At 55.5% G+C, this 20,745-nt stretch carries 14 protein-coding genes and 1 CRISPR repeat array; of the genes, 9 read left to right on the top strand and 5 right to left on the bottom strand.

All coding sequences use genetic code 11. The features are described from left to right. On the bottom strand, positions 1–643 hold a 643-nt coding region (locus THISIDRAFT_RS06230; RefSeq protein ID WP_221913964.1), incomplete at its 3' end, for a helix-turn-helix domain-containing protein. 744 nt (positions 644–1,387) lie between these two features. Between THISIDRAFT_RS06230 and THISIDRAFT_RS06225 the strand changes: the two genes are divergently transcribed. The 8 genes from THISIDRAFT_RS06225 to cas2 (THISIDRAFT_RS06190) all read left to right on the top strand — a co-directional run bounded on the left by THISIDRAFT_RS06225 (position 1,388) and on the right by cas2 (THISIDRAFT_RS06190) (position 9,740). Continuing rightward, positions 1,388–3,643, top strand: coding sequence for a CRISPR-associated helicase/endonuclease Cas3 (locus THISIDRAFT_RS06225; RefSeq protein ID WP_006786408.1), 2,256 nt, complete (start codon positions 1,388–1,390; stop codon positions 3,641–3,643). A 374-nt stretch (positions 3,644–4,017) separates the two neighbouring features. Further along, positions 4,018–4,692 (top strand): type I-C CRISPR-associated protein Cas5c, encoded by a 675-nt coding sequence (cas5c, locus tag THISIDRAFT_RS06220; protein ID WP_006786409.1) that lies wholly within the window; start codon positions 4,018–4,020, stop codon positions 4,690–4,692. After that, on the top strand, positions 4,689–6,527 hold the full coding sequence (cas8c, locus tag THISIDRAFT_RS06215; RefSeq protein ID WP_006786410.1) for a type I-C CRISPR-associated protein Cas8c/Csd1: 1,839 nt from the start codon (positions 4,689–4,691) through the stop codon (positions 6,525–6,527). Before cas5c ends, cas8c begins: the two co-directional genes overlap by 4 nt. After that, the gene (cas7c, locus tag THISIDRAFT_RS06210) at positions 6,524–7,405 is read left to right on the top strand and encodes a type I-C CRISPR-associated protein Cas7/Csd2 (protein ID WP_006786411.1); all 882 of its coding nucleotides are present in this window, start codon (positions 6,524–6,526) and stop codon (positions 7,403–7,405) included. The genes cas8c and cas7c overlap by 4 nt, the downstream gene beginning before the upstream one ends. Positions 7,406–7,431: 26 nt before the next feature. Then, positions 7,432–8,067 carry a CRISPR-associated protein Cas4 gene (gene cas4 / locus THISIDRAFT_RS06205; RefSeq protein WP_006786412.1) on the top strand — a complete coding sequence of 212 codons (636 nt, stop codon included), beginning with the start codon at positions 7,432–7,434 and terminating at the stop codon, positions 8,065–8,067. A gap of 3 nt (positions 8,068–8,070) precedes the next feature. Continuing rightward, positions 8,071–9,111 (top strand): type I-C CRISPR-associated endonuclease Cas1c, encoded by a 1,041-nt coding sequence (gene cas1c / locus THISIDRAFT_RS06200; RefSeq protein ID WP_006786413.1) that lies wholly within the window; start codon positions 8,071–8,073, stop codon positions 9,109–9,111. 9 nt (positions 9,112–9,120) lie between these two features. Next, positions 9,121–9,237 (top strand): CRISPR-associated endonuclease Cas2, encoded by a 117-nt coding sequence (cas2, locus tag THISIDRAFT_RS06195; RefSeq protein WP_006786414.1) that lies wholly within the window; start codon positions 9,121–9,123, stop codon positions 9,235–9,237. Between the two features lie 290 nt (positions 9,238–9,527). Then, on the top strand, positions 9,528–9,740 hold the full coding sequence (cas2, locus tag THISIDRAFT_RS06190; protein ID WP_006786415.1) for a CRISPR-associated endonuclease Cas2: 213 nt from the start codon (positions 9,528–9,530) through the stop codon (positions 9,738–9,740). A gap of 194 nt (positions 9,741–9,934) precedes the next feature. Continuing rightward, positions 9,935–11,300: a CRISPR direct-repeat array (repeat unit 32 nt; unit sequence GTCGCGCCCCACGCGGGCGCGTGGATTGAAAC). A gap of 223 nt (positions 11,301–11,523) precedes the next feature. Here the strand turns inward: cas2 (THISIDRAFT_RS06190) and gdhA are convergent. The 4 genes from gdhA to THISIDRAFT_RS06170 form a co-directional block, all read right to left on the bottom strand. Further along, positions 11,524–12,873, bottom strand: a complete 1,350-nt coding sequence (gene gdhA, locus THISIDRAFT_RS06185) for an NADP-specific glutamate dehydrogenase (protein ID WP_006786416.1) — start codon at positions 12,871–12,873, stop codon at positions 11,524–11,526. 194 nt (positions 12,874–13,067) lie between these two features. Beyond that, positions 13,068–13,889: a 2,3,4,5-tetrahydropyridine-2,6-dicarboxylate N-succinyltransferase gene (gene dapD, locus THISIDRAFT_RS06180; protein ID WP_006786417.1), complete on the bottom strand. Its 822-nt coding sequence runs from the start codon at positions 13,887–13,889 to the stop codon at positions 13,068–13,070. Positions 13,890–14,241: 352 nt separating this feature from the next. Then, the gene (locus THISIDRAFT_RS15180; protein ID WP_336245412.1) at positions 14,242–14,832 is read right to left on the bottom strand and encodes a type IIL restriction-modification enzyme MmeI; all 591 of its coding nucleotides are present in this window, start codon (positions 14,830–14,832) and stop codon (positions 14,242–14,244) included. Positions 14,833–15,084: 252 nt separating this feature from the next. Further along, positions 15,085–15,315 carry a hypothetical protein gene (locus tag THISIDRAFT_RS06170; RefSeq protein WP_139063951.1) on the bottom strand — a complete coding sequence of 77 codons (231 nt, stop codon included), beginning with the start codon at positions 15,313–15,315 and terminating at the stop codon, positions 15,085–15,087. A 66-nt stretch (positions 15,316–15,381) separates the two neighbouring features. On the opposite strand from THISIDRAFT_RS06170, the gene THISIDRAFT_RS14750 reads away from it, so the two are divergent. Further along, positions 15,382–20,568 carry an Lcl C-terminal domain-containing protein gene (locus tag THISIDRAFT_RS14750; RefSeq protein ID WP_006786419.1) on the top strand — a complete coding sequence of 1,729 codons (5,187 nt, stop codon included), beginning with the start codon at positions 15,382–15,384 and terminating at the stop codon, positions 20,566–20,568. The last annotated feature ends 177 nt before the right edge of the window (positions 20,569–20,745 follow it).

The following is a 20,745-nucleotide window of genomic DNA, read 5'->3' as shown; positions in this document are numbered from 1 at the left end:
GTTGTATCCAGTGATGGACTTTAAGGTCAATCACGCCGCGAAGGATGGCCGGGGGATAGTGTTGCAGGGCCTGGCGCACGGTGCGGTAAGTGTCGGTGCCGGGGGTGGTGGGCAGGCAGGTGTGGGCCGTGCGGTTGAAGTGTTCGATGAGCGCAACGATTTCTTCAGGGGTGCAGGAACGCGGCGTGGGCAGATAGGCGGCGCGGTCATGGCTCATCGGCGTGGCTGGTGGGGAGGCGGGTGGAGGTGCGGGGGCTTGCACCGGGGCTGCCTGAACAGGCGCGGGGGTGGGTACCGGTGGGGCCGTCTCGGGTTTTGGTGTCACAGCGGGTGTCAGCGAATCAGCGGGCAAGGGCTGCAACACCATCCGATAGCGATTGGTCCGGCGGGCATTGCCCGAAATCACCGCCACCCAGCCCAAGGCTTTAAGCTGACGGATCGCCCGCTTCACCGTACTGAGCGAGGTTTGTGATTTATCCATCAAGGCTTTGAGTGAGGGCCAGGCCAGACCGCTTTGCGAATTCACAAACAAAACCAGGCGGGTCGCCACCCGCACCACCGCATGAGACAAACGCCGATCACTAATGACCAAGCGCTCCCATTGAAGGATTTCCGTCGGGGATTGAGCAAACTTTACAGACATCGCGGTAATCTCCAAACACAAGAAACGGAGACCACCGACTGGATTGAGCGGGGATCGCCAGCACCGGGCAGCATCACAGGCAAGACTTTGCTACAATACGCCGGTCACTGGTGCACTCGACTCTGATGCAGTCGGGGCTTTACACGGGGAAGTGTTACCAGCACTCCCGTGACAGTGGCAAACCCTACCGCAAAAAAATTCCTTTGTCTACCCCCCTTTTGTTACTTTTTAGCCCCCCTGGGACCGCGCAGCACCGGCTGCGCACCGAGGCCGCAGGCCTCGCGGGGTTTGGGTTTAGCTGTGCGCAGCCAGTGCTGCGCGGTCCCAAGGGCGCACGCTCAAAAGCCGCCACGTTGGGGGGTTAGGGGGGCGTTCATAGTATTTCCGTTTATGCGCATCCGTTCTGTCAGCCCGTTGGTGGGTTAGGGTTGACCCTACGTTTAGGTCATGCCTGACCCTACAGACCGGTCAGGGTGAACCTATAGACGGGCCAGCTTGGCCTTGCAAAAAGGCGCTTCCCGGGAGCGCGCAGCACCCGCTGCGCATAAAAGCGAACGCAAGATGCGTCCGCCACAAGCTGCGACGGCTAGAAGCCGCCGCCACGTCAAAAACACCCCTCCTTTTTAAGGAGGGGTGGGGGTATCTGGAGCGCCGAGTTGCACTCGGCTGCTTTTAAGTTGGGCATCGGAATTCGTATAGTTTCAGCCTGCCTGAACTGGTTGGAACAACTGAGAGGATTTCGAAATGACCGTCTATTTTGCGCATTCCACACAAACCGATGACAAAGCCGATTGGCAACGGCTTTCCGAGCATTTGATAACAACATCCAAACGCGCTGGGGAGTTTGCCCAGCCCTTTGGCGCTGAGGAGTTCGCCAGTGTAGCGGGTCTGTTGCACGATCTTGGGAAATACACGCAGACGTTTCAGGAACGCCTCAAAGGCGGAAAACTGCGGGTTGACCACGCCACGCGAGGCGCCATGCTCGCCGTTGAAAAATTCGATCAATTGGGTTATCTCCTGGCCTATGGCATCGCGGGGCACCACGCCGGTTTAGCTAACGGCAGAGAAGGTGGTGAACGAACGGCGCTATCTGATCGGCTCAAAGGCACCGGATTGCCGCCATTACACGACGCCTGGCAAGGCGAGATTAGCCTGCCATCAAAGCTCCCCTGGCCTCCGCTCGACATACACAAAGAACGGGGCAATTTTCAGCTAACGTTTTTCGTGCGGATGCTGTTTTCCTGTCTGGTGGATGCCGATTACCTTGACACCGAGGCTTTCTATGACCGTATTGCATCACCAGAACAGACCCGGCAACGCAGCACGGCACGCGCACTTGAGTCCCCCTCGCTGGAGGTTTTGCGAGAACAGCTCAATAGCTATCTTTGCGGCTTTTCCGCCGATACTCACGTCAATCGCGTGCGCGCAGAGATCCTCTCGCACACCCGTAACGCCGCACCACAGCCCCCCGGCCTGTTCTCGCTGACCGTGCCAACCGGTGGCGGTAAAACGCTGGCTTCACTGGCTTTTGCACTGGATCACGCCATTGAACACGGCCTACGGCGGGTCATCTTCGTGATTCCCTTTACCAGCATCGTCGAACAAAACGCTGCTGTATTTCGTGCCGCACTCGGCAAATATGGCGAAGCAGCCGTCCTTGAGCACCATAGCGCCTTTGTGACGGCACAACCCGCCCATGCGGAGGCCGAACGCTATCAATCCCGAGAAAAGCTGCGCCTGGCCATGGAAAACTGGGATGCCCCGATTATCGTCACCACGGCGGTGCAGTTCTTTGAAAGTTTATTTGCAGCACGCCCGTCTCAATGTCGCAAACTGCACAATATTGCCGGTAGCGTGGTCATTCTCGACGAGGCCCAGACCTTACCGCTCAAGGTGTTGCGCCCCACCGTCGCGGCCATCGACGAACTGGCCCGCAACTACCGCAGCAGCATCGTCCTGTGTACCGCCACCCAACCGGCCCTGAATGCCCCCGAGTTTGCGGGCGGTCTGGAAAATGTGCGTGAACTCGCGCCAAAGCCCGCGCAACTGTTTCGCACCCTGGAGCGGGTACGGGTGCGCCATGTCGGCACCCTGGAAGATGACGCCCTCACGGCACAACTGCGCGCCCTGGATCGTGTGCTGTGCATCGTCAACAACCGCCGCCACGCCCGCGCCGTGTATCAATCTCTCGCCGATCTGCCCGGCAGTCGCCACCTGACGACCTTGATGTGTGCAAAACACCGCAGCGAGGTCTTAGCCGAGGTACGCGCCCGCCTCAAAGCAGACAAACCCTGCCGTCTGGTATCCACCTCACTGATTGAAGCCGGCGTTGATATCTCCTTGCCCACCGTTTATCGCGCCGAGGCCGGTTTAGACTCCATTGCCCAAGCGGCAGGGCGGTGTAACCGCAACGGCGAGCGCGCAGCGGAGCTGAGCGAGGTGCGCGTGTTCGCCACCGCAAACAGCGACTGGGCACCGCCGCCGGAGCTGCGCCAGTTCGCTGAGAAGGCAAGAGAGATCATGCGCCAGCCGCAGTTCCGCGACGATCCGCTGTCGCCGCCCGCGATCGAAGCCTACTTCCGCCTGCTTTACTGGCAGAAAGGCGACAAAGAACTGGATGCCGCGAACCTGCTCGGCCTGTGCGCGGGAAGCCCCATAGACACCTTGCCACTGGAAACCCTGGCGGCCAAATTCCGCATCATCGAGACGGTGCAGATGCCAGTCATCGTGCCCTTCAACGACGAGGCCCGTCAGCTCATCAACAGTCTGCGCCATGCACAAAGCAGCGGCAGCCTTGCGCGCAAACTCCAGCTTTACCTGGTACAACTCCCCCGCGATAAATTCGACGCACTGCGCAAAGCGGGTGCGGTTCAGCCAATTGCCCCGGAAAAGTGGGGCGAACAATTTATGGAACTGGTGAATCAAGACCTCTACAACCAGCAATTCGGCTTGTCTTGGGATGATCCGGCGTTTGTGAAAACAGAGCAACTGCTTTGGTGAGCGTTCATGGGACTACTTTATAGATTATTCATTGAACTAATAGCTGAAAGCGATGATAATAAATATTGACAACACCCCGCTTCTCCAGATAGGCTAACTGCGCAAATGGCGAGGGCCACAGTGTTGGCCAACACCGTGGCCTTTGCGTAGCGACTGCCGCACGCGGCAGAGCTGCTGTACCTTATTTTGCTCGTCGCCCCGCCGGGCGACGTGGATTGAAACATTGAGCTGTTAGCTGAAAGCGTTTGATGAAACCGTGCCTCCGGCAGGTCAGCTTGTCGGAGGCACAACCCAGCAAGAAGAAGCCTTGTCCTTCAGTGCATCGAATATGTACACGACAAGCGCACAGCACAATTTTGATAGGGAGGGTATCAATGAGCTACGGAATCCGCCTGCATGTTTGGGGCGATCGTGCCTGCTTTACACGGCCGGAAATGAAAGTGGAGCGGGTGAGCTACGATGTCATCACGCCGTCGGCCGCACGCGGCATCCTGGAGGCCATCCACTGGAAACCGGCAATTCGCTGGATCGTGGATCGTATCCATGTCCTCAAACCCATTCGCTTTGAATCCATCCGCCGCAACGAAGTCGGCAGCAAGCTGTCGCCCGGCAACGTCAGCAAGGCCATGAAAGCCGGAACGACAGCCGGACTGGTGGCCTACGTTGATAACGACCGCCAACAACGCGCAGCAACCATACTGCGTGATGTGGCCTACGTCATTGAGGCACACTTTGAATTTACCGATGCCGTCGGGCCAGACGAGTCCGTAGGCAAACACCTCGACATCTTCAACCGCCGCGCCCGCAAGGGACAATATTTTCACGCGCCCTGTCTTGGTGTGCGCGAGTTTCCTGCCCATTTCAGCCTGATAGAGGACGGCCAGCCGCTACCCGAGGCGCATCCCGAGCGCGATGCGGATAAGGATCTTGGCTGGATGCTGCACGACATCGACTTTACCCAAGATATGACACCGCGCTTCTTTCGTGCCCAGCTCAAAGGGGGCGTTATTGAGGTGCCGCCCTGGCAAAGCACGGAGGTCAGCGCATGATCCTGCAAGCACTAAGCCGCTATTATCAACGCCTGGTTGAGCAACAGATTAAAGACATCGCGCCCTTCGGCTACAGCCCCGAAAAAATCAGTTTTGAAATTTTGCTGACACGAGACGGCGCCGTTGCCCAGATCAACGACATCCGCGATACCTCACAAAAAAAGCCACAACCGAAAATACTGTTGGTTCCCGCCGCATTCAAACGCCCCGGAACAGGCGCTAAACCATTTTTTTTGTGGGACAAAACGAGCTACGTCCTGGGCGTGAGCAACACCAGCAAGCGCGCCGACAAAGAGCATGAGGCCTTTGTCGAACTGCACGAAACCGTGCTTGCCGGTGCGGACGACCCCGGACTCAAGGCCTTGCTCAGCTTCCTGCGCGGCTGGTCGCCGGAGCAGTTCGAGGAACGTGGCTTCCCTGCCGACATGGTCGACGCCAACCTCGTGTTCCGGATGGACGGCGAGCATTGCTATCTGCACGACCGGCCAGCCGCGCGGGCTGTGCGCGCCCGATTGCTTGCAGGCGACGAGGGGCAAGAAACGTCGGCAAACAGTGCGGTCTGCCTTGTTAATGGGGATGTAGCACCGGTGGCCCGCTTGCATCCCGCGATCAAGATGAATCGAAGCGACGCTCAAAGCTCAGGCGTGTCGATCGTGTCCTTCAACAAGTCGTCTTTCGAATCGTATGCGAAAAGCCAAGGTGAAAACGCACCTGTGTCTACGCGGGCTGCTTTTGCCTATACGACTGTTCTGAACTATCTGCTGCGCCAGGGCGAACACAATCGCCAGCGCCTACGGGTAGGCGATGCCTCGGTGGTGTTCTGGGCCGAAGCCGCCGATGCACAGCGGGCGAGCGCGGCGGAGGATTTGTTTGCCACCCTGCTCAGCCCGCCCGCTGATGACGCCTCGGAGGCGGCCCGAGTGCGCGCGGTGCTGGACCGCATCGCGAAAGGTCGCCCAGTGGCGGACCTCGCGCCCAATCTCGAACCCGGCACCCGCATGTATGTGCTGGGCCTTGCGCCCAATGCCTCGCGCCTGTCGGTGCGCTTCTGGCAAGTGGATACGTTGGGGGTGCTCATTGGCCGCATCGCCCAGCATGCGGAAGACCTGCATCTGGAGCCACTGCCGTGGCGTACTGAACCATCCGTCTGGCGGCTCGTGCTTGCGACCGCACCATCCCGCGACGGGCGCGCCAAAAGCGAGGACGTGTCTCCACTGCTGGCGGGCGAGTTCATGCGCGCCATCCTCAGCGGCGGACGGTATCCGCGCAGCCTGCTGGCCAACACTCTCATGCGGTTACGTGCAGACGGCAACATCAACGGCCTGCGCGTAGCCCTATGCAAAGCCGTCCTGGCGCGTGAACAGCGCCGGGGCATTCGTACATCCAAGGAGGAAATCCCTGTGAGTCTCGACAAGCAATCCACCCAGCCCGGCTATCTCCTCGGGCGACTATTCGCGGTACTCGAATCGGTACAGCGCGCCGCCCTGGGCAGCCAGATCAACGCCACGATCCGCGACCGCTACTACGGCGCGGCATCAGCCACGCCAGCCGCCATCTTCCCGGTGCTATTGCGCAACACCCAAAACCACCTCAGCAAACTACGCAAAGAACGACGCGGCCACGCGGTCAACCTGGAAAAAGACATCCACGAAATTATCGGCGGCTTGCCCGAGCAGTTCCCACGCAGCCTCAAAATCGAAGACCAGGGGCGCTTCGCCATCGGCTACTACCACCAGTCGCAATCCTACTTCACGCGCCGCGACGAGGCAGGGGACGCGCCCGCCGCCGAATCCGCCGAACCCACTGACATCGAAACCGCAGGAGCCGAGCAATGACCGCCATCACCCACCGCTATGAATTCGTTTATCTGTTCGACGTGACCAACGGCAACCCCAACGGCGACCCGGACGCCGGCAACCTGCCGCGCCTGGACCCGGAAACCAACTGCGGCCTGGTCACCGACGTGTCCCTCAAGCGCAAAATCCGCAACTACGTCACCCTGGACAAAGACAGCGCCCCCGGCTTTGCCATCTACATGCAGGAAAAAGCCGTGCTCAACAACCAGCACAAACGGGCCTACGAAGCACTGGAGATCAAGCCGGAGGACAAAAAGCTCCCCAAAGACGAAGCCAAGGCGCGTGCGATCACCGCCTGGATGTGCGCCAACTTCTTCGACGTGCGCACCTTCGGCGCGGTCATGACCACCGGCATCAATGCCGGTCAAGTGCGCGGCCCGGTACAACTCGCCTTTGCCACCTCAATTGAACCGGTACTGCCGCTGGAAATCGCCATCACCCGCATGGCCGTCACCACCGAAAAAGAAGCCGAAGCCCAAAGCGGCGACAACCGCACCATGGGCCGCAAACACATCCTGCCCTACGGGCTGTATCGCGCCCACGGCTTCGTCTCTGCCAAGCTGGCCGAACGCACCGGCTTCTCCGATGACGACCTGCAACTGCTGTGGAACGCCCTCATCAACATGTTCGAGCACGACCGCTCCGCCGCCCGTGGCGAAATGGCCGCCCGCAAATTGATCGTGTTTGAGCATGAAAGCGCCATGGGCAACGCCCCCGCGCATGTCCTCTTCGATGCCGTCAAGATACAGCGTACCGAAGGCACACAAGACCGACCCGCCCGCAGCTTTGCGGACTATCGCGTCAACGTCGATGCAAAAGCCATGCCCAAGGGCGTGAGCGTGCGCGAGCTACTGTAAGGCAGCGGGCGGAGGGGGAGCCAAGCATGGAGGAGTCCGACGATCTCGTCCCCCTGTCCGCGCTACAGCACTATCTCTACTGCCCGCGCCAGTGTGCACTGATCCACATCGAACGCCTATGGGCCGAGAATCGCCAGACCGCAGAAGGGCGTTTGCTGCATGACCGCGCCGATAACCCGCAGATCGAGCGCCGCCACGGTGTGCGCACGATTACCTCGATGCCGCTGGCCAGCGCGGAACTGGGCATCGCCGGGGTGGCGGATGTCGTCGAGTTCCGGGCGGACGCGGGGGGAGAGCATCCCGTGCCGGTTGAGTACAAGCGCGGTCGCCCCAAGGCCCACCGTGCCGACGAGGTGCAGCTGTGCGCGCAAGCGCTGTGCCTGGAAGCGATGTTTGGCTGCCGGGTGGAGGAAGGCGCCTTGTTCTACGGTCAGACCCGTCGCCGACAGACGGTGGTGTTTGACAACGCGCTACGTCAGCTGACCCTGGAAACCATACAGGCCACGCACGAGATGATCCGCACGGGGCAAACACCGATGGCAAACTATCTGGCAAAACGCTGTGACGCCTGTTCGCTCATCGAACTGTGCCAACCGAAGCTGCTCGGCAAGGGACGGACCGTCGAAGCCTGGCTGCGCGAGCAAATTGCCGAGGAGCCCTGACGCATGCGCCGCCAGCTCAACACCGTGTATGTGACCACCGAAGGCGCGTGGTTACGCAAGGATGGCGAAAACATCGTCATGGAAGTGGAAGGCGAAACTCGCGCCCGTCTGCCTGCTCATATGCTGGACGGCCTGGTGTGTTTTGGCCGCGTGCTGGTGTCGCCGCCCCTGCTCGGCTACTGCGCCGAACAGGGGATTTGCGTGAGCTATCTGACCCCCAACGGCAAGTTCCTCGCCCGCGTGGAAGGGCCGGTTTCCGGCAATGTGTTGCTGCGCCGCGAGCAGTACCGGCGTAGCGACGATGGGCAGCACTGTGCCGCCATCGTGCGCAACCTGCTGGTGGGCAAGGTGCATAACCAGCGTGCCGTGGTGTCGCGCGGACTGCGCGACTATGGCGACGATTTGCCGTCGGAAGCGCGTGATGCACTGTCGCATACCGACAAGCGCTTGAAGCGCATCGGTGTGCGGCTGCTTGCCGAGGCCTCGGTCGATGTACTACGCGGCCTGGAAGGCGAAGCGGCACAAACCTATTTCGGTGTGCTCGACCACCTGATTCGCGTGCCGGATGCGGCGATGCGTTTTGGCGGGCGCAGTCGGCGTCCACCCACCGATGCGGCGAATGCGTTGCTGTCCTTCCTCTACACACTGCTGACCCACGATTGCCGCTCGGCACTCGAAACTGTGGGCCTCGACCCCGCTGTGGGGTTTCTCCACCGTGACCGCCCCGGCCGCCCCAGCCTGGCGCTGGATCTCGTCGAAGCGTTCCGCCCTGTGCTCGCCGACCGCCTGGCCCTGTCGCTGATCAACCGCAAGCAGGTGTCCGCACGTGACTTCACCCGTCTGGACAACGGCGCGGTATTGCTGAAGGAGGACGCACGCAAGACCGTGCTTACCGCCTATCAGGAGCGCAAGCGCGAGCAATTGCGCCACGCCTTCCTTGATGAGAAGGTCGAAATCGGCCTTTTTCCCGCCATCCAGGCGCAGTTGCTCGCCAGGCATCTACGCGGCGACCTGGATGCATACCCACCTTTTCTGTGGAAGTGAGTAACGATAATGATGGTGTTGGTCAGCTATGATGTGAAAACCAGCTCACCGAATGGCGACAAGCGCCTGCGCAAAATCGCCAAGGCTTGCCTCGATTTCGGTCAGCGCGTGCAATACTGTTCCTAAAAACCTAAACAAAGTTGCTTATGCGATTTTTAGGCACTTCGCTCTCCGTTGATAACACCCTTGCGGGCGAGCAACTGGAGTCCTGGTTGAGCAGTCCCAACCGAATGGCCGGTCAACACCGGCAACATGGGCGGTTTCAGCCGTCGAAACCCAGCTTGCGCCATAAAAGTGGCCTCGGCGTTCATCCTGAACAGAGAACAACTTTGCGATTCGACTTCGACCCCGACCATGGAACGCGAAACCTTCGCGCTTGTAGATAACCTATCTACAATGGAGAATTCTGATAAACAATGAAGAAAAAATCAAGAACTTTTTTTTGCTCCGTCTTCGAGATCGAAGTAGATGCAGCGCAGTGGGCGTTCCTTAAGGACCGGTTGTGCAAGCTGATCGACCCTGACGAAGACAGTTTGCGGTTTTACTACCTCGGACGCCACTGGAAGACTCGGGTCGAACACATTGGCGCAAAACCAGTACTGGACCTCAACGGGCCGCTGATTTTGTAGTCATTCGTCACGACGATCGCGAACCCCAAGCGACCAGCAAATTTTCGGTAGATTCGCAAAAGCTTAAAAATTAATAACATAGAAATCCTCTTGCACGTCCGCAGGCCAAACACGAGCGTAATCCGAAAGCTTGTATAGAGGTTCGCGGAAATGCGATGATTTATTCCGCCGATTCAAGCAATAGAAAAGGCACAGTCGCGCCCCACGCGGGCGCGTGGATTGAAACAGGAAGCACAATATTGATCGGGCCAGCTTGGCCAGGTCGCGCCCCACGCGGGCGCGTGGATTGAAACCCATTTATTTGCAGGATCGCCTGTATAATTCATGTCGCGCCCCACGCGGGCGCGTGGATTGAAACATTGCGATATGGATGTTTTCGATACCGCCTTCGAGTCGCGCCCCACGCGGGCGCGTGGATTGAAACTGTACCGACACCACCGGCGAGACGCTGGCGGAAAGTCGCGCCCCACGCGGGCGCGTGGATTGAAACAGCTTTGGGCTATGTCTTTGATTCCCGATCCCAAAGGTCGCGCCCCACGCGGGCGCGTGGATTGAAACCTCCTTGCACCCATGATCTAGCAGGCGCTTAATTGTCGCGCCCCACGCGGGCGCGTGGATTGAAACGCTCAAGCTGGCACTGAGCGCAATCAGAACTACGTCGCGCCCCACGCGGGCGCGTGGATTGAAACAATTGCCAGCCGAGACACTGCAAGAATCCAGTACGTCGCGCCCCACGCGGGCGCGTGGATTGAAACATCAATATGCTTGCCGAAATGGCACATATTGCCACGTCGCGCCCCACGCGGGCGCGTGGATTGAAACCATGCCACTAGGATCGAGGTTTGATAGCGTATCCAGTCGCGCCCCACGCGGGCGCGTGGATTGAAACTGTACCCTTTAAACTGATCTTGGACAACTCCATTAGTCGCGCCCCACGCGGGCGCGTGGATTGAAACTTTAAGCTGTTTTCCATGCGGTCACAGGCAGATCGCAGTCGCGCCCCACGCGGGCGCGTGGATTGAAACCTTAATGCATGATCCAACATGGCGCTAGTTACTTGGTCGCGCCCCACGCGGGCGCGTGGATTGAAACGGCCTGTTCAGCGGCGCTCAGCTCGGTCACGACCCGGTCGCGCCCCACGCGGGCGCGTGGATTGAAACTTTGCGCATGGTGGTGATCACCGTGTCGCATTTGCGTCGCGCCCCACGCGGGCGCGTGGATTGAAACTGATATACTCGCATCTTTAGAATATCGCCATCAAGTCGCGCCCCACGCGGGCGCGTGGATTGAAACCTTAACCCGTGATCCAAAGCGTTTTGAGTTGCTGGTCGCGCCCCACGCGGGCGCGTGGATTGAAACCTGGAGAATGAGGCTGGCAGTGAAGACATGATCTGGTCGCGCCCCACGCGGGCGCGTGGATTGAAACACACGGGAACAGCGCAAGGCACACGGGGCAGCCAGTCGCGCCCCACGCGGGCGCGTGGATTGAAACATCCGGCCTCCACACGCGAAGCGTAACGCCTCTATTGTCGCGCCCCACGCGGGCGCGTGGATTGAAACGCATTTTGCCAGCCAGGAGCGAGATAAACTGATGTCGCGCCCCACGCGGGCGCAATGTGGCGGCGGCTTCCCTGCCTGCGCCGCATGCGTCTCGGCAGGCAGGCAGCCGTCACTTTCTTTTTGCGGCATCAAGATGATGCCGCCACGAAATGATGCCGTCACACGCGCCCACAAAAAAGCCCACTTGCGTGGGCTTTTTTAAAACAAGAAGGTAACGGGGAGATCAGATTACGCCCATGGCGACCATGGCGCTGGCTACTTTCAAAAAGCCGCCGATGTTGGCACCGACAACATAATTGCCGCTGGCGCCGAATTCTTCAGCGGTTTCGTAGCAGTTGCGGTGGATGTCTACCATGATTTCCTGCAGGCGCTTTTCGGTGTATTCAAAGCTCCACAGGTCACGGCTGGCATTTTGCTGCATTTCCAGGGCGCTGGTAGCTACTCCGCCGGCATTGGCGGCTTTACCGGGGGCGTAGGCTATACCGGCCCGCTGGAAGACATGAATGCCTTCCGGGGTGGTGGGCATGTTGGCGCCTTCTGCCACGGCGATACAGCCTTGATCGACGAGGATCTTGGCATCTTTGCCATTGAGTTCGTTTTGGGTAGCGCAGGGCAGGGCAATTTGACAGGGTACGGTCCAGATATTGCCGCCTTCCATGTAGGTGGCGCTCTTTTTTTCCTGCACATAGGCGCTAATGCGGCGGCGTTCGACTTCCTTGATCTGTTTTAACAGGGCGAGGTCAATGCCGTCTTTGTCCACGATGACCCCGTTGGAATCGGAGCAGGCAACCACTTTGGCCCCCAGCGAGGTGATTTTTTCAATGGCATAGATGGCGACGTTGCCAGAGCCCGAGACTACGCAGGTCTTGCCTTCCAGGCTGTCGCCGCGCACTTTGAACATTTCATCCAGGAAAAACACCGTGCCATAGCCGGTGGCTTCTTTGCGGGCGCGGCTGCCGCCCCAGTCAAGGCCCTTGCCGGTGAAGACGCCGGATTCATAGCGGTTGGTGATGCGCTTGTATTGGCCGAACAAATAGCCGATTTCGCGCTGGCCTACGCCGATATCTCCTGCCGGAACGTCGGTATATTCGCCCAGATAGCGATACAGCTCGGTCATCATGCTTTGGCAAAAGCGCATGATTTCGCCGTCGGATTTGCCCTTGGGGTCAAAATCACTGCCGCCTTTGCCGCCGCCGATAGGCATCCCGGTCAGGGCATTTTTAAAGATCTGCTCAAAGCCGAGGAATTTGATGATCCCCAGATAGACCGAGGGATGAAAGCGCATCCCGCCTTTGTAAGGCCCCAGCGCGCTGTTAAATTCCACGCGGAAGGCGCGGTTGATATGAATCTGTCCACGATCGTCTTGCCACGGCACGCGAAAGATGACCTGGCGCTCTGGTTCGCACAGACGCTGGATGATTTTCTGATCGGCAAATTCCGGATACTTTACGAGCACTGGCCCCAGGGATTCGAGCACCTCACGCACCGCCTGATGAAATTCAGTTTCACCGGGGTTTCTGTGCAGCACTTCCTGATAAATGGATTCCAGCTTCTCGTTTAGGTAGCTTGACATACGCAATGATGCTCCGAAAAAAAATGGCTGCGTTTAGCGCAGTGTTGGTGATGCCTTGCGGCTTATGGATCATGCACAGGCGCGTTTGCAGCCCACGGGTGAGCGTGTTGCGGCCCGAATATCCGGGCGCGCAGGCGGCAAAGGCGCATGAGATGTATGGAACGCCACGCATCCGCGTGGCATAAAGATCTTACTTAAATATCGCGCAATAAGGCGTTAATGCCGACCTTGGCGCGGGTTTTTTCGTCCACCCGTTTGACAATGACCGCACAATAAAGGCTGTATTTGCCATCCTTGGAGGGCAGGTTGCCCGATACCACCACCGCCCCGGCAGGCACACGCCCATAAATGACCTCGTCTTTTTCGCGGTCATAAATGCGGGTACTTTGGCCGATGTAGACTCCCATTGAGATCACCGCGCCTTCTTCGACAATCACCCCTTCCACCACCTCAGAACGGGCGCCGATGAAGCAGTTATCTTCAATAATCGTCGGGGCAGCCTGCAGGGGTTCCAGTACGCCGCCGATGCCAACCCCGCCGGAAAGATGGACGTTTTTGCCAATCTGCGCACAGGAGCCGACGGTAGCCCAGGTATCGACCATTGTGCCGGAATCTACATAGGCGCCGATATTCACATACGAGGGCATCAACACCACCCCAGGGGCGATATAGGCGCCGCGCCGGGCAGTGGCCGGTGGCACAATGCGCACCCCGCTTTCACGCAATTCGCGCTCCCCCAGTCCGGCAAATTTGGAAGGCACTTTGTCATAATAATGGGTAAAACCACCAGGCATGAGCTGGTTATCATTCAGGCGAAACGACAACAGCACGGCTTTTTTCAGCCACTGATTGACGATCCACTGACCGTCTTTTTTCTCGGCAACCCGTGCGGTTCCCCGATCCAGCATCTCCAACGCGGCCTCAACCGCCTCTTTTACTGGCCCCTCGGCATTGCGCGGATGGATCTCGGCGCGGCGCTCAAAGGCCTCTTCAATAATGGCTTGCATATCACTCATCAGCAGATACTCTCAATACATAAAGGTCAATAAACAAAAAACAGCCGCAATGCTTCATAAACCGTGACAGGCGGCCACAAAAAACGGCGCCTGGCGCCGTTTTTCACGGAAACGTATGAGTCTAAATCAACCATCGCCTGTTAACATTCCCACCGCCCAAAAGGAGTGTTAGCCATGATCGACCCACCTCTCTTCCGGTTCAGATAACGTTGCAGTGTAGCCCCGCTTGCGAGTCCCCGCAAGCGGGGATAATTACTGTGAAGGGGAGCGCCGAGTTGCGCTCGGCGGGCTTTTAGTGTGTGTTCCGACTGGCCGAGTACCACTCGGCGATCCAGATAACCGCCGCTATGGGTTAGCGGCTGCGGTTGAGGGTGAGGAGGTGGGTGAGGATGTCGGTTTCGGGGAGGGGGTGGTCGGGCCAGCCGTAGGCGGCGGCGACGGCGTGGTCGAGGGTTTGGTGGGCGTTTTGGAGCCAGGCGGGGCGTTGGTTGTAGAGGTGGGTGAGGGTGCGTTGTTTGAGGTCGGCTTCGTGTCCGGGTTTGGGGAGGATGCGTTCGGGGTAGCCGGGGTGGATTTCGGGCTGGCGTTCGGTCCATTCGGGGGGGTTGAGCCAGTTGTCGCGCAGGGTGTTTAGGCGGTGGGCGGCTTGGGCGATGGCGCCGCTTTCAAGGGTGTAGGTGCCTTGGCTGGTGTCGGCGGGGGTGAGGCCGTTGGGGAAGGGAAACATATCAAAGCACGTCCTTGTGGCATAAGCTGGACGATCTTCCAAAGTTGATCCTACAGCCAGCGCCCAACAAGCATGAATGCGTGACGAAAGTAGACCAAATGTTGTGTCATCTGCGCGTGCAATGACAATTAAACGATTGTCTGGTGCAATGCGTGCATCAAGCCAGACGAAGATACGGTGTTTTGATTTTTCCGAGGTAGCAACATCTCCCTGCAATACGGACGCCAACGCCTGCTGCGCGGCATCCGCACCGACATCCGCCTGGCCGAGGCCTTCGCCGCCAGAAAACCCATCCAACTCTACAGCCCACGCAGCCGAGGCAGCCTCGATTACTACGTCCTGGCAGAGGATTTATTACTCATGTGGCAAGACATTCGCGGCATCCGCCCCCAGCGCCCCTGAGCGACACACAAACACAGCGAAAACGATGCACCTCTGCACGGTGTAGTCGCGGGTAGATTTTATAGTTCACAAAACGCCAAATGATTGATATAAATCAATTTTTTCATCAAAAAAGCCTTGCCTTTGCTGCGCTGTTTGCATATCGTTACCCGTATCAGGATCAATCCAAAAATCCTGTGGGATAAACATAAGCATGGCATCTGGACGTGAACACGCAAAACCGTAACCGCACCAAGAAATCCTACCCACGCGCCAGATATCTGGAGCCTCTTTACACGTTCCTGTTTTCCCTGACAACGCCCGTTGTCATCACTCGCGCCCCAAAGGCACTGACCTAACCCAACCTTAGAGCATCGACTCATCATGGACTCACTACGATCCCAACACCACCTACGGCATACCATCGTCTTTCTACTGCTCTTATTCGGCGTGAGTAGCCTGCCCGCTGTACAGGCAACCGTTTTACAGTTAAATGGCGGCACGGCTTACCTTGACAGCACCAATACCACCGTTCAGATCACTGGCACCGTCAACCTTCATCCACGGCCTAACACCCAATACGGCACGCTGGATATTACCCTGCAAGATACCAACGCCCGTATCGCCCACATCAGCGCCGCCATTGCCCGTCATGCGCAATTCACCCTGCCACACAGCGATCAATACACATACCGCTTCAATGCCAATACGGGCCGCGTAGAGATTCACCATGCCGGTGTTCTTATGCTCAGTCTGCCCTTAAATAGCCAAGGAGAAACTGCACACATTCGCATTGGCGAGAACGACGCCTTTACTCGCATTCAGGTAGATGTCAACACCCAGCAGCTTATTGCTTCAAGCTTACCGGGAGAACAGCCAGAACAACCAATGCAAAATTTTTCTGGGCGCGTTTTCACCCATACTCATTTGGCTAATGCCCAGATTTATATTGAAGCACTCGCCGTAGAAACCTCGCCTGCTGGACTGACAGAAAATACTGTCACAGCTGGTACCCAGATTTGTGCAACACAAACAGACCAGCAAGGCCAATTTACCTGCTCTATTCCAGAAGCAGTGACGGATGTACGAGTAATTGCGCAATGGGACGAAGATGAACTTCAGGGACTCTACTCAACGCGTAATCAACACATACCACCAAACATTACGCCCTATAGTACTATCTTGACAATCTATGCTGATGGAATAAGCGCAAATACACCAACCGAACTGCTGCATCGTGCATTGTCCGACCTATCAGGGGTACTAGGACTGCACGCAGAGCAGTTTTTACAGCCGGTTTCAACGGCAGATTCATCCAAAATTCTTAATGAATTTGGGCAATATTCCTGGTTTGCAGAATTAGCCGCCGGCGAAGCCTTTACCCTAGCCGCACTGCGCCGTCAACAACTCAAGGATTTATTTCCCACAGGCACTCACTATCAAGAATATGTTCCAGTGGCAGACCAAAGCCCGCAAGCCTCAGGAACTCGCCTCGTTTCCATGACTGGACAAGACGTAACAAACAGCATAGAAAACATACCTCAAATTATTCAGGCCATCCGCGTAGATGAGCAAAACCACAATAATATTCATGCAATGGCTGCTAACGTTACGCCTTTGCGGGGGCAGATTAATGCACAATCCAGTGCAGTTTCTGCGGTTATGTTGGGGCTTAGCATCAATCTAGGTACGCTCGGGCAACATGAACGCGATCAATTTTACCAACAAATGCTCAATATGCCCGCTTTTAGAGCGCTTAGCACAACTATTCAAGAAGACATGGATGCGGGAACACCTTTTACAAGAAATCCCACCGCAACACGCTTAGCAGCTCAGATTGTTGCAGATTTAGCAAGACAAACCATGCAGGAAAATGCAACCTCCCTGATACGCTCATCGGCTAGTATAAGAAGCCATACCTCAGTCCGAGAAGCCAGAAATATGTTACGCATGGCTTCAGAGCGTGCAGGGCAATACCGATGCGCTACTCCAAATTATGAAGACAATTATTTAAAGTTTGAATGCAAATCTGAGGTGACCAATAATAATAATTTTAAATTTGATGTCAGAAACAAAACCTGGATTGGATATTCGATTGTAGAAGAAGACAAGCAAAACCAATTCTTTGCAGGAAAATTTATTACGCCTAACCGCCTAGATAGCGCAATAAAAGATTTCACAACCTGGAACAACAGGCCAGCCAGTGGTGATTTTGATGGAAGTTTTCCATCCACCGGAGGAAATACCGTTGATTATATTGCTTTTAACACCTTCGGCCTGAATCAACCGACCTTATTTAACATTTTGTTGACGCTAGAGGACCTGCTTGGTTCTAGTGCGCAGTTAACACGATACACTACTGAAGTATCTCGTGTTGCCACAGAATTACAAGATAATATAGAGATGATGCGAAATGGACTTGAAAGCTTTGCAAAAGCAATTCAAGCTTTTTCAGAAATAGGGTTATTAATTGTTCATGCACTAGATGAAAATCCGGCTGACTCTTTTGAAAGAAAGGTGCTTAAAGATATAGAACACTATATATCTCAGTTTATAGATGTTAATAACAAAATATTTTTATTGCTTGAAGCCTTCATTGAAGGAGATGATCCGCTTGAAGGCATTACACTGGATAAACTGGATTCAAGAAATGAAAATCTTGCCTTAAGAGAAATTATCCACTCAAGAAATATTATACAGTTTGCAGAATACGTAAAAAAAATAAAAGATTCAGGTATAGAACGATCATTTGTTCGTGATTTTATACTCGCAATTTTTCCACCAATTTACGTAAATGAGAATGGAAAACATGTTCACCTTATAACAATTATCTATAAACTTCAGGATGGGCAGACGCTGTCCACAGAAGAAAAACGTGCTTTGACAAAATTTATTGTGTATCTATTCCAAGGCAAAGGCAAAGAGGTGATTCGTTATCCCCAGGACTACGTACAAGTAGGTACAGGTGAAAATGCGTTCCTTGCAGATGCACTTTATTTATTAGATACCAGCGTCACGCTAATCAAGTTTATCAACTCTGTAACAGATGGAAGCCGTGTAATTAGTTTAAAGAACACCATAGATGGGGCAAAAAAGTTTGCTGTTGAAGTTGGCAAAGAAGTCGCTCAGCAAATAGGTGAGACTTATGCAAATGCAGCCATTCAATTTGCAACCTATCAGTATGCCAGTCAGCTTGCCAAAGTGGTTCCGTTTGTTCGCGGTGCCAATGTTGCCCGTGCGGTGGGCGAAACAGCCGCGATGGCCTATCATTGGGGAACATTGCCCAATGAACTTCCTTACCAGGTAAATAATGCAAATGGAAATGTTGGCATTTATTCCTCTGTATTGACAAGCAGCAAATTTGATTCCCACATTTTTATTTCAAGTCAGCCTAATATATTTCATATGAGCTTTCTGGATGCCGATAATATCAGCTATCCACGGCTTCCAAGCCAGGTTATTGCATCAGGAGAAATTTCATTCAGACCTGCTACCGCACGCATCGTGGTCAACCCAGGGTTTAAAACTTATCTAACTCAAAACAACTTTTTGCCACGCTCAGTTCTGCTTAACAGCAGCATTCAAATAAACGGTCAGCTTGCATACCAGTTACTTGTAAGGAGTGGAGACAGATCAGCACCGATGCCGGGATGTGTGTTAAATTCAGTGTTAACCAACGCGGTAGAAAATACAGAGCAACTAATATTTTCAGAAATGATTAATAAATGTGCATCAAACAACGCAATGACTCTCAATTTATATGGAGCACATGCAAAATCATCAACGCAAGCCAGTCAGCATTTTATCCAATTGAAAAACCCGGGGTATTATCGTGTAAGACACTATGTAACCATGCTGCCCGATGAAAAGATGGCCGAAAGCACGGCGAGAGATTCATTTTTTTACGCATGGGAGCACAACTATGATGTACACATCATGCCAAAATGGGACTTGCCAGCACCGCAAGCCAGCTTTTTAGCGCATCCCATGGAAACTGAATTTACCAGCAGTATTCCTCTAATGCTAAGAAATTTGCCACAAAATCAAACGCTGACAATGATTCCCGTGATTCGTGGTGCAGTACAACTGCCCATCAGAATTCACGGCAAGCCAGAGCAACCTGTCCTTGTTCCTATAACCAACCATAACAAAGGCGCTGAACATGCCGTCTATATGGTAAAAGGCTCCTTATATGCACCGATGTGGTCAGATCAACTGGATTTTTCTTCTCAAGAATTATTAGACAGCTTGGTTACTGCGGGGGTTGCCATAAAAATTCCGTTGCAAGACCTTAATGAAAGACCTTTTTCTAATTTAACGGCAACAGCTTATGATCGCAGTATTTACCTTCGTTGGGATCATATTAATGACTTGACCTACGATCTTTATCTGGCACCGGCAGAACTATGCCTGCTGCCGCACAGTGAAGACTGTGAGACGCACCAGTCTGCAAAAAAACTCAAAAACGCCTCCTATATTTTCAGTGGCTTAGATAGTGAAACAAACTATCGGATAACCGTACACGCACGGGGTATGCGCGGAGAGCTTTTTTTCACGCATACGTGGGAAATCAGTACCCTGGATGAACCACCGCCAAGCATTGAAATCACAGCAGTATCGCCTTTAACAGCAGCCTTGAATCAGCCCACCGTATTTACCGTGACAGGGACAAATCTACCGGCAACGCTGGCGATGGCGATCACCGATGCAGAATGCAATAAAAATCCCGGTGGTACCGCACAGCGCCATACTTTTAGCTGTACACCACGGCAAGCAGGTTCACAGACCTATACCATCAAAGACCAACCCGGTGGAATAACCTTGCAGGAAGGTGCCGTCTTGATCAATGCTGCTACAGTAACCAGTCGCCTGAACGACACCGGTATCGACTGGTGGGCGGATAACAGCAGCAACAATCTTAAAAGCCCAGTAGAGAGTCATCCGGGGCAGGATGCTGATTTTGGCCGCGATGCCCTGGCACGTCAGGGACAGCTGCAAAAGATAGGTGCAGGTGCAGCCGGCTTTGACTACACCAAGCTCGATGCCAACGGCAGACCGCTGGCCATTCAGAACATGCCCTGGAGTGATGGCGGCAATGAGACCGATGGCACACGCTGGTCATGCGTGCAAGACAACGTCACCGGTCTGATCTGGGAGGTCAAGGTCAATGATCGCAACCATCTGCGCCATCATGGCCACACCTACACCTGGTACAACCCCGATCCCAATACCAACGGTGGTCGTGCAGGCACCCAGAACCGGGGGCTTTGCGTAGGCAGTGACTGCGACACCCTCGGCTATGTGCAAGCGATCAATGCTCAAGGGCTGTGCGGCGCGAATGACTGGCGCATGCCCACGCGCGTGGAGCTGGAATCACTCGTCCATGCGGGGCGTCATAGCCCTGCCATTGACATCAGCCACTTCCCCCACACGCCATCTAATTGGTTTTGGTCGTCTTCGCCCTATGCCGGTAGTAGTGTCCATGCGTGGCTCGTGGGCTTCAGTAACGGTCGTGTCGGCGGCTTCAAGGACCATACATGCCGGGTGCGTCTCGTTCGCGCGCGACAGTAATTGGCTTTTGGTAGAGCCTTAACGGAGCTGCCCACTTGCAAAGGGTGGGCAGACTAGACGGCAAAGTTTTAGTATCTAAGGTTTAAACCCCACGCAAGGTATGCAGGTCGCATATCCTGGGGCAGATAGGGGGCTATCTTGAAACTTAAACTAAACCCCATTTTTTGAGTGAGCGGA

The sequence above is a fragment of the Thiorhodospira sibirica ATCC 700588 genome, assembly GCF_000227725.2.
In the GTDB taxonomy this organism is placed as follows: Bacteria; Pseudomonadota; Gammaproteobacteria; order Ectothiorhodospirales; family Ectothiorhodospiraceae; genus Thiorhodospira; species Thiorhodospira sibirica.
This window is presented reverse-complemented; position numbering and strand designations above follow the sequence as displayed.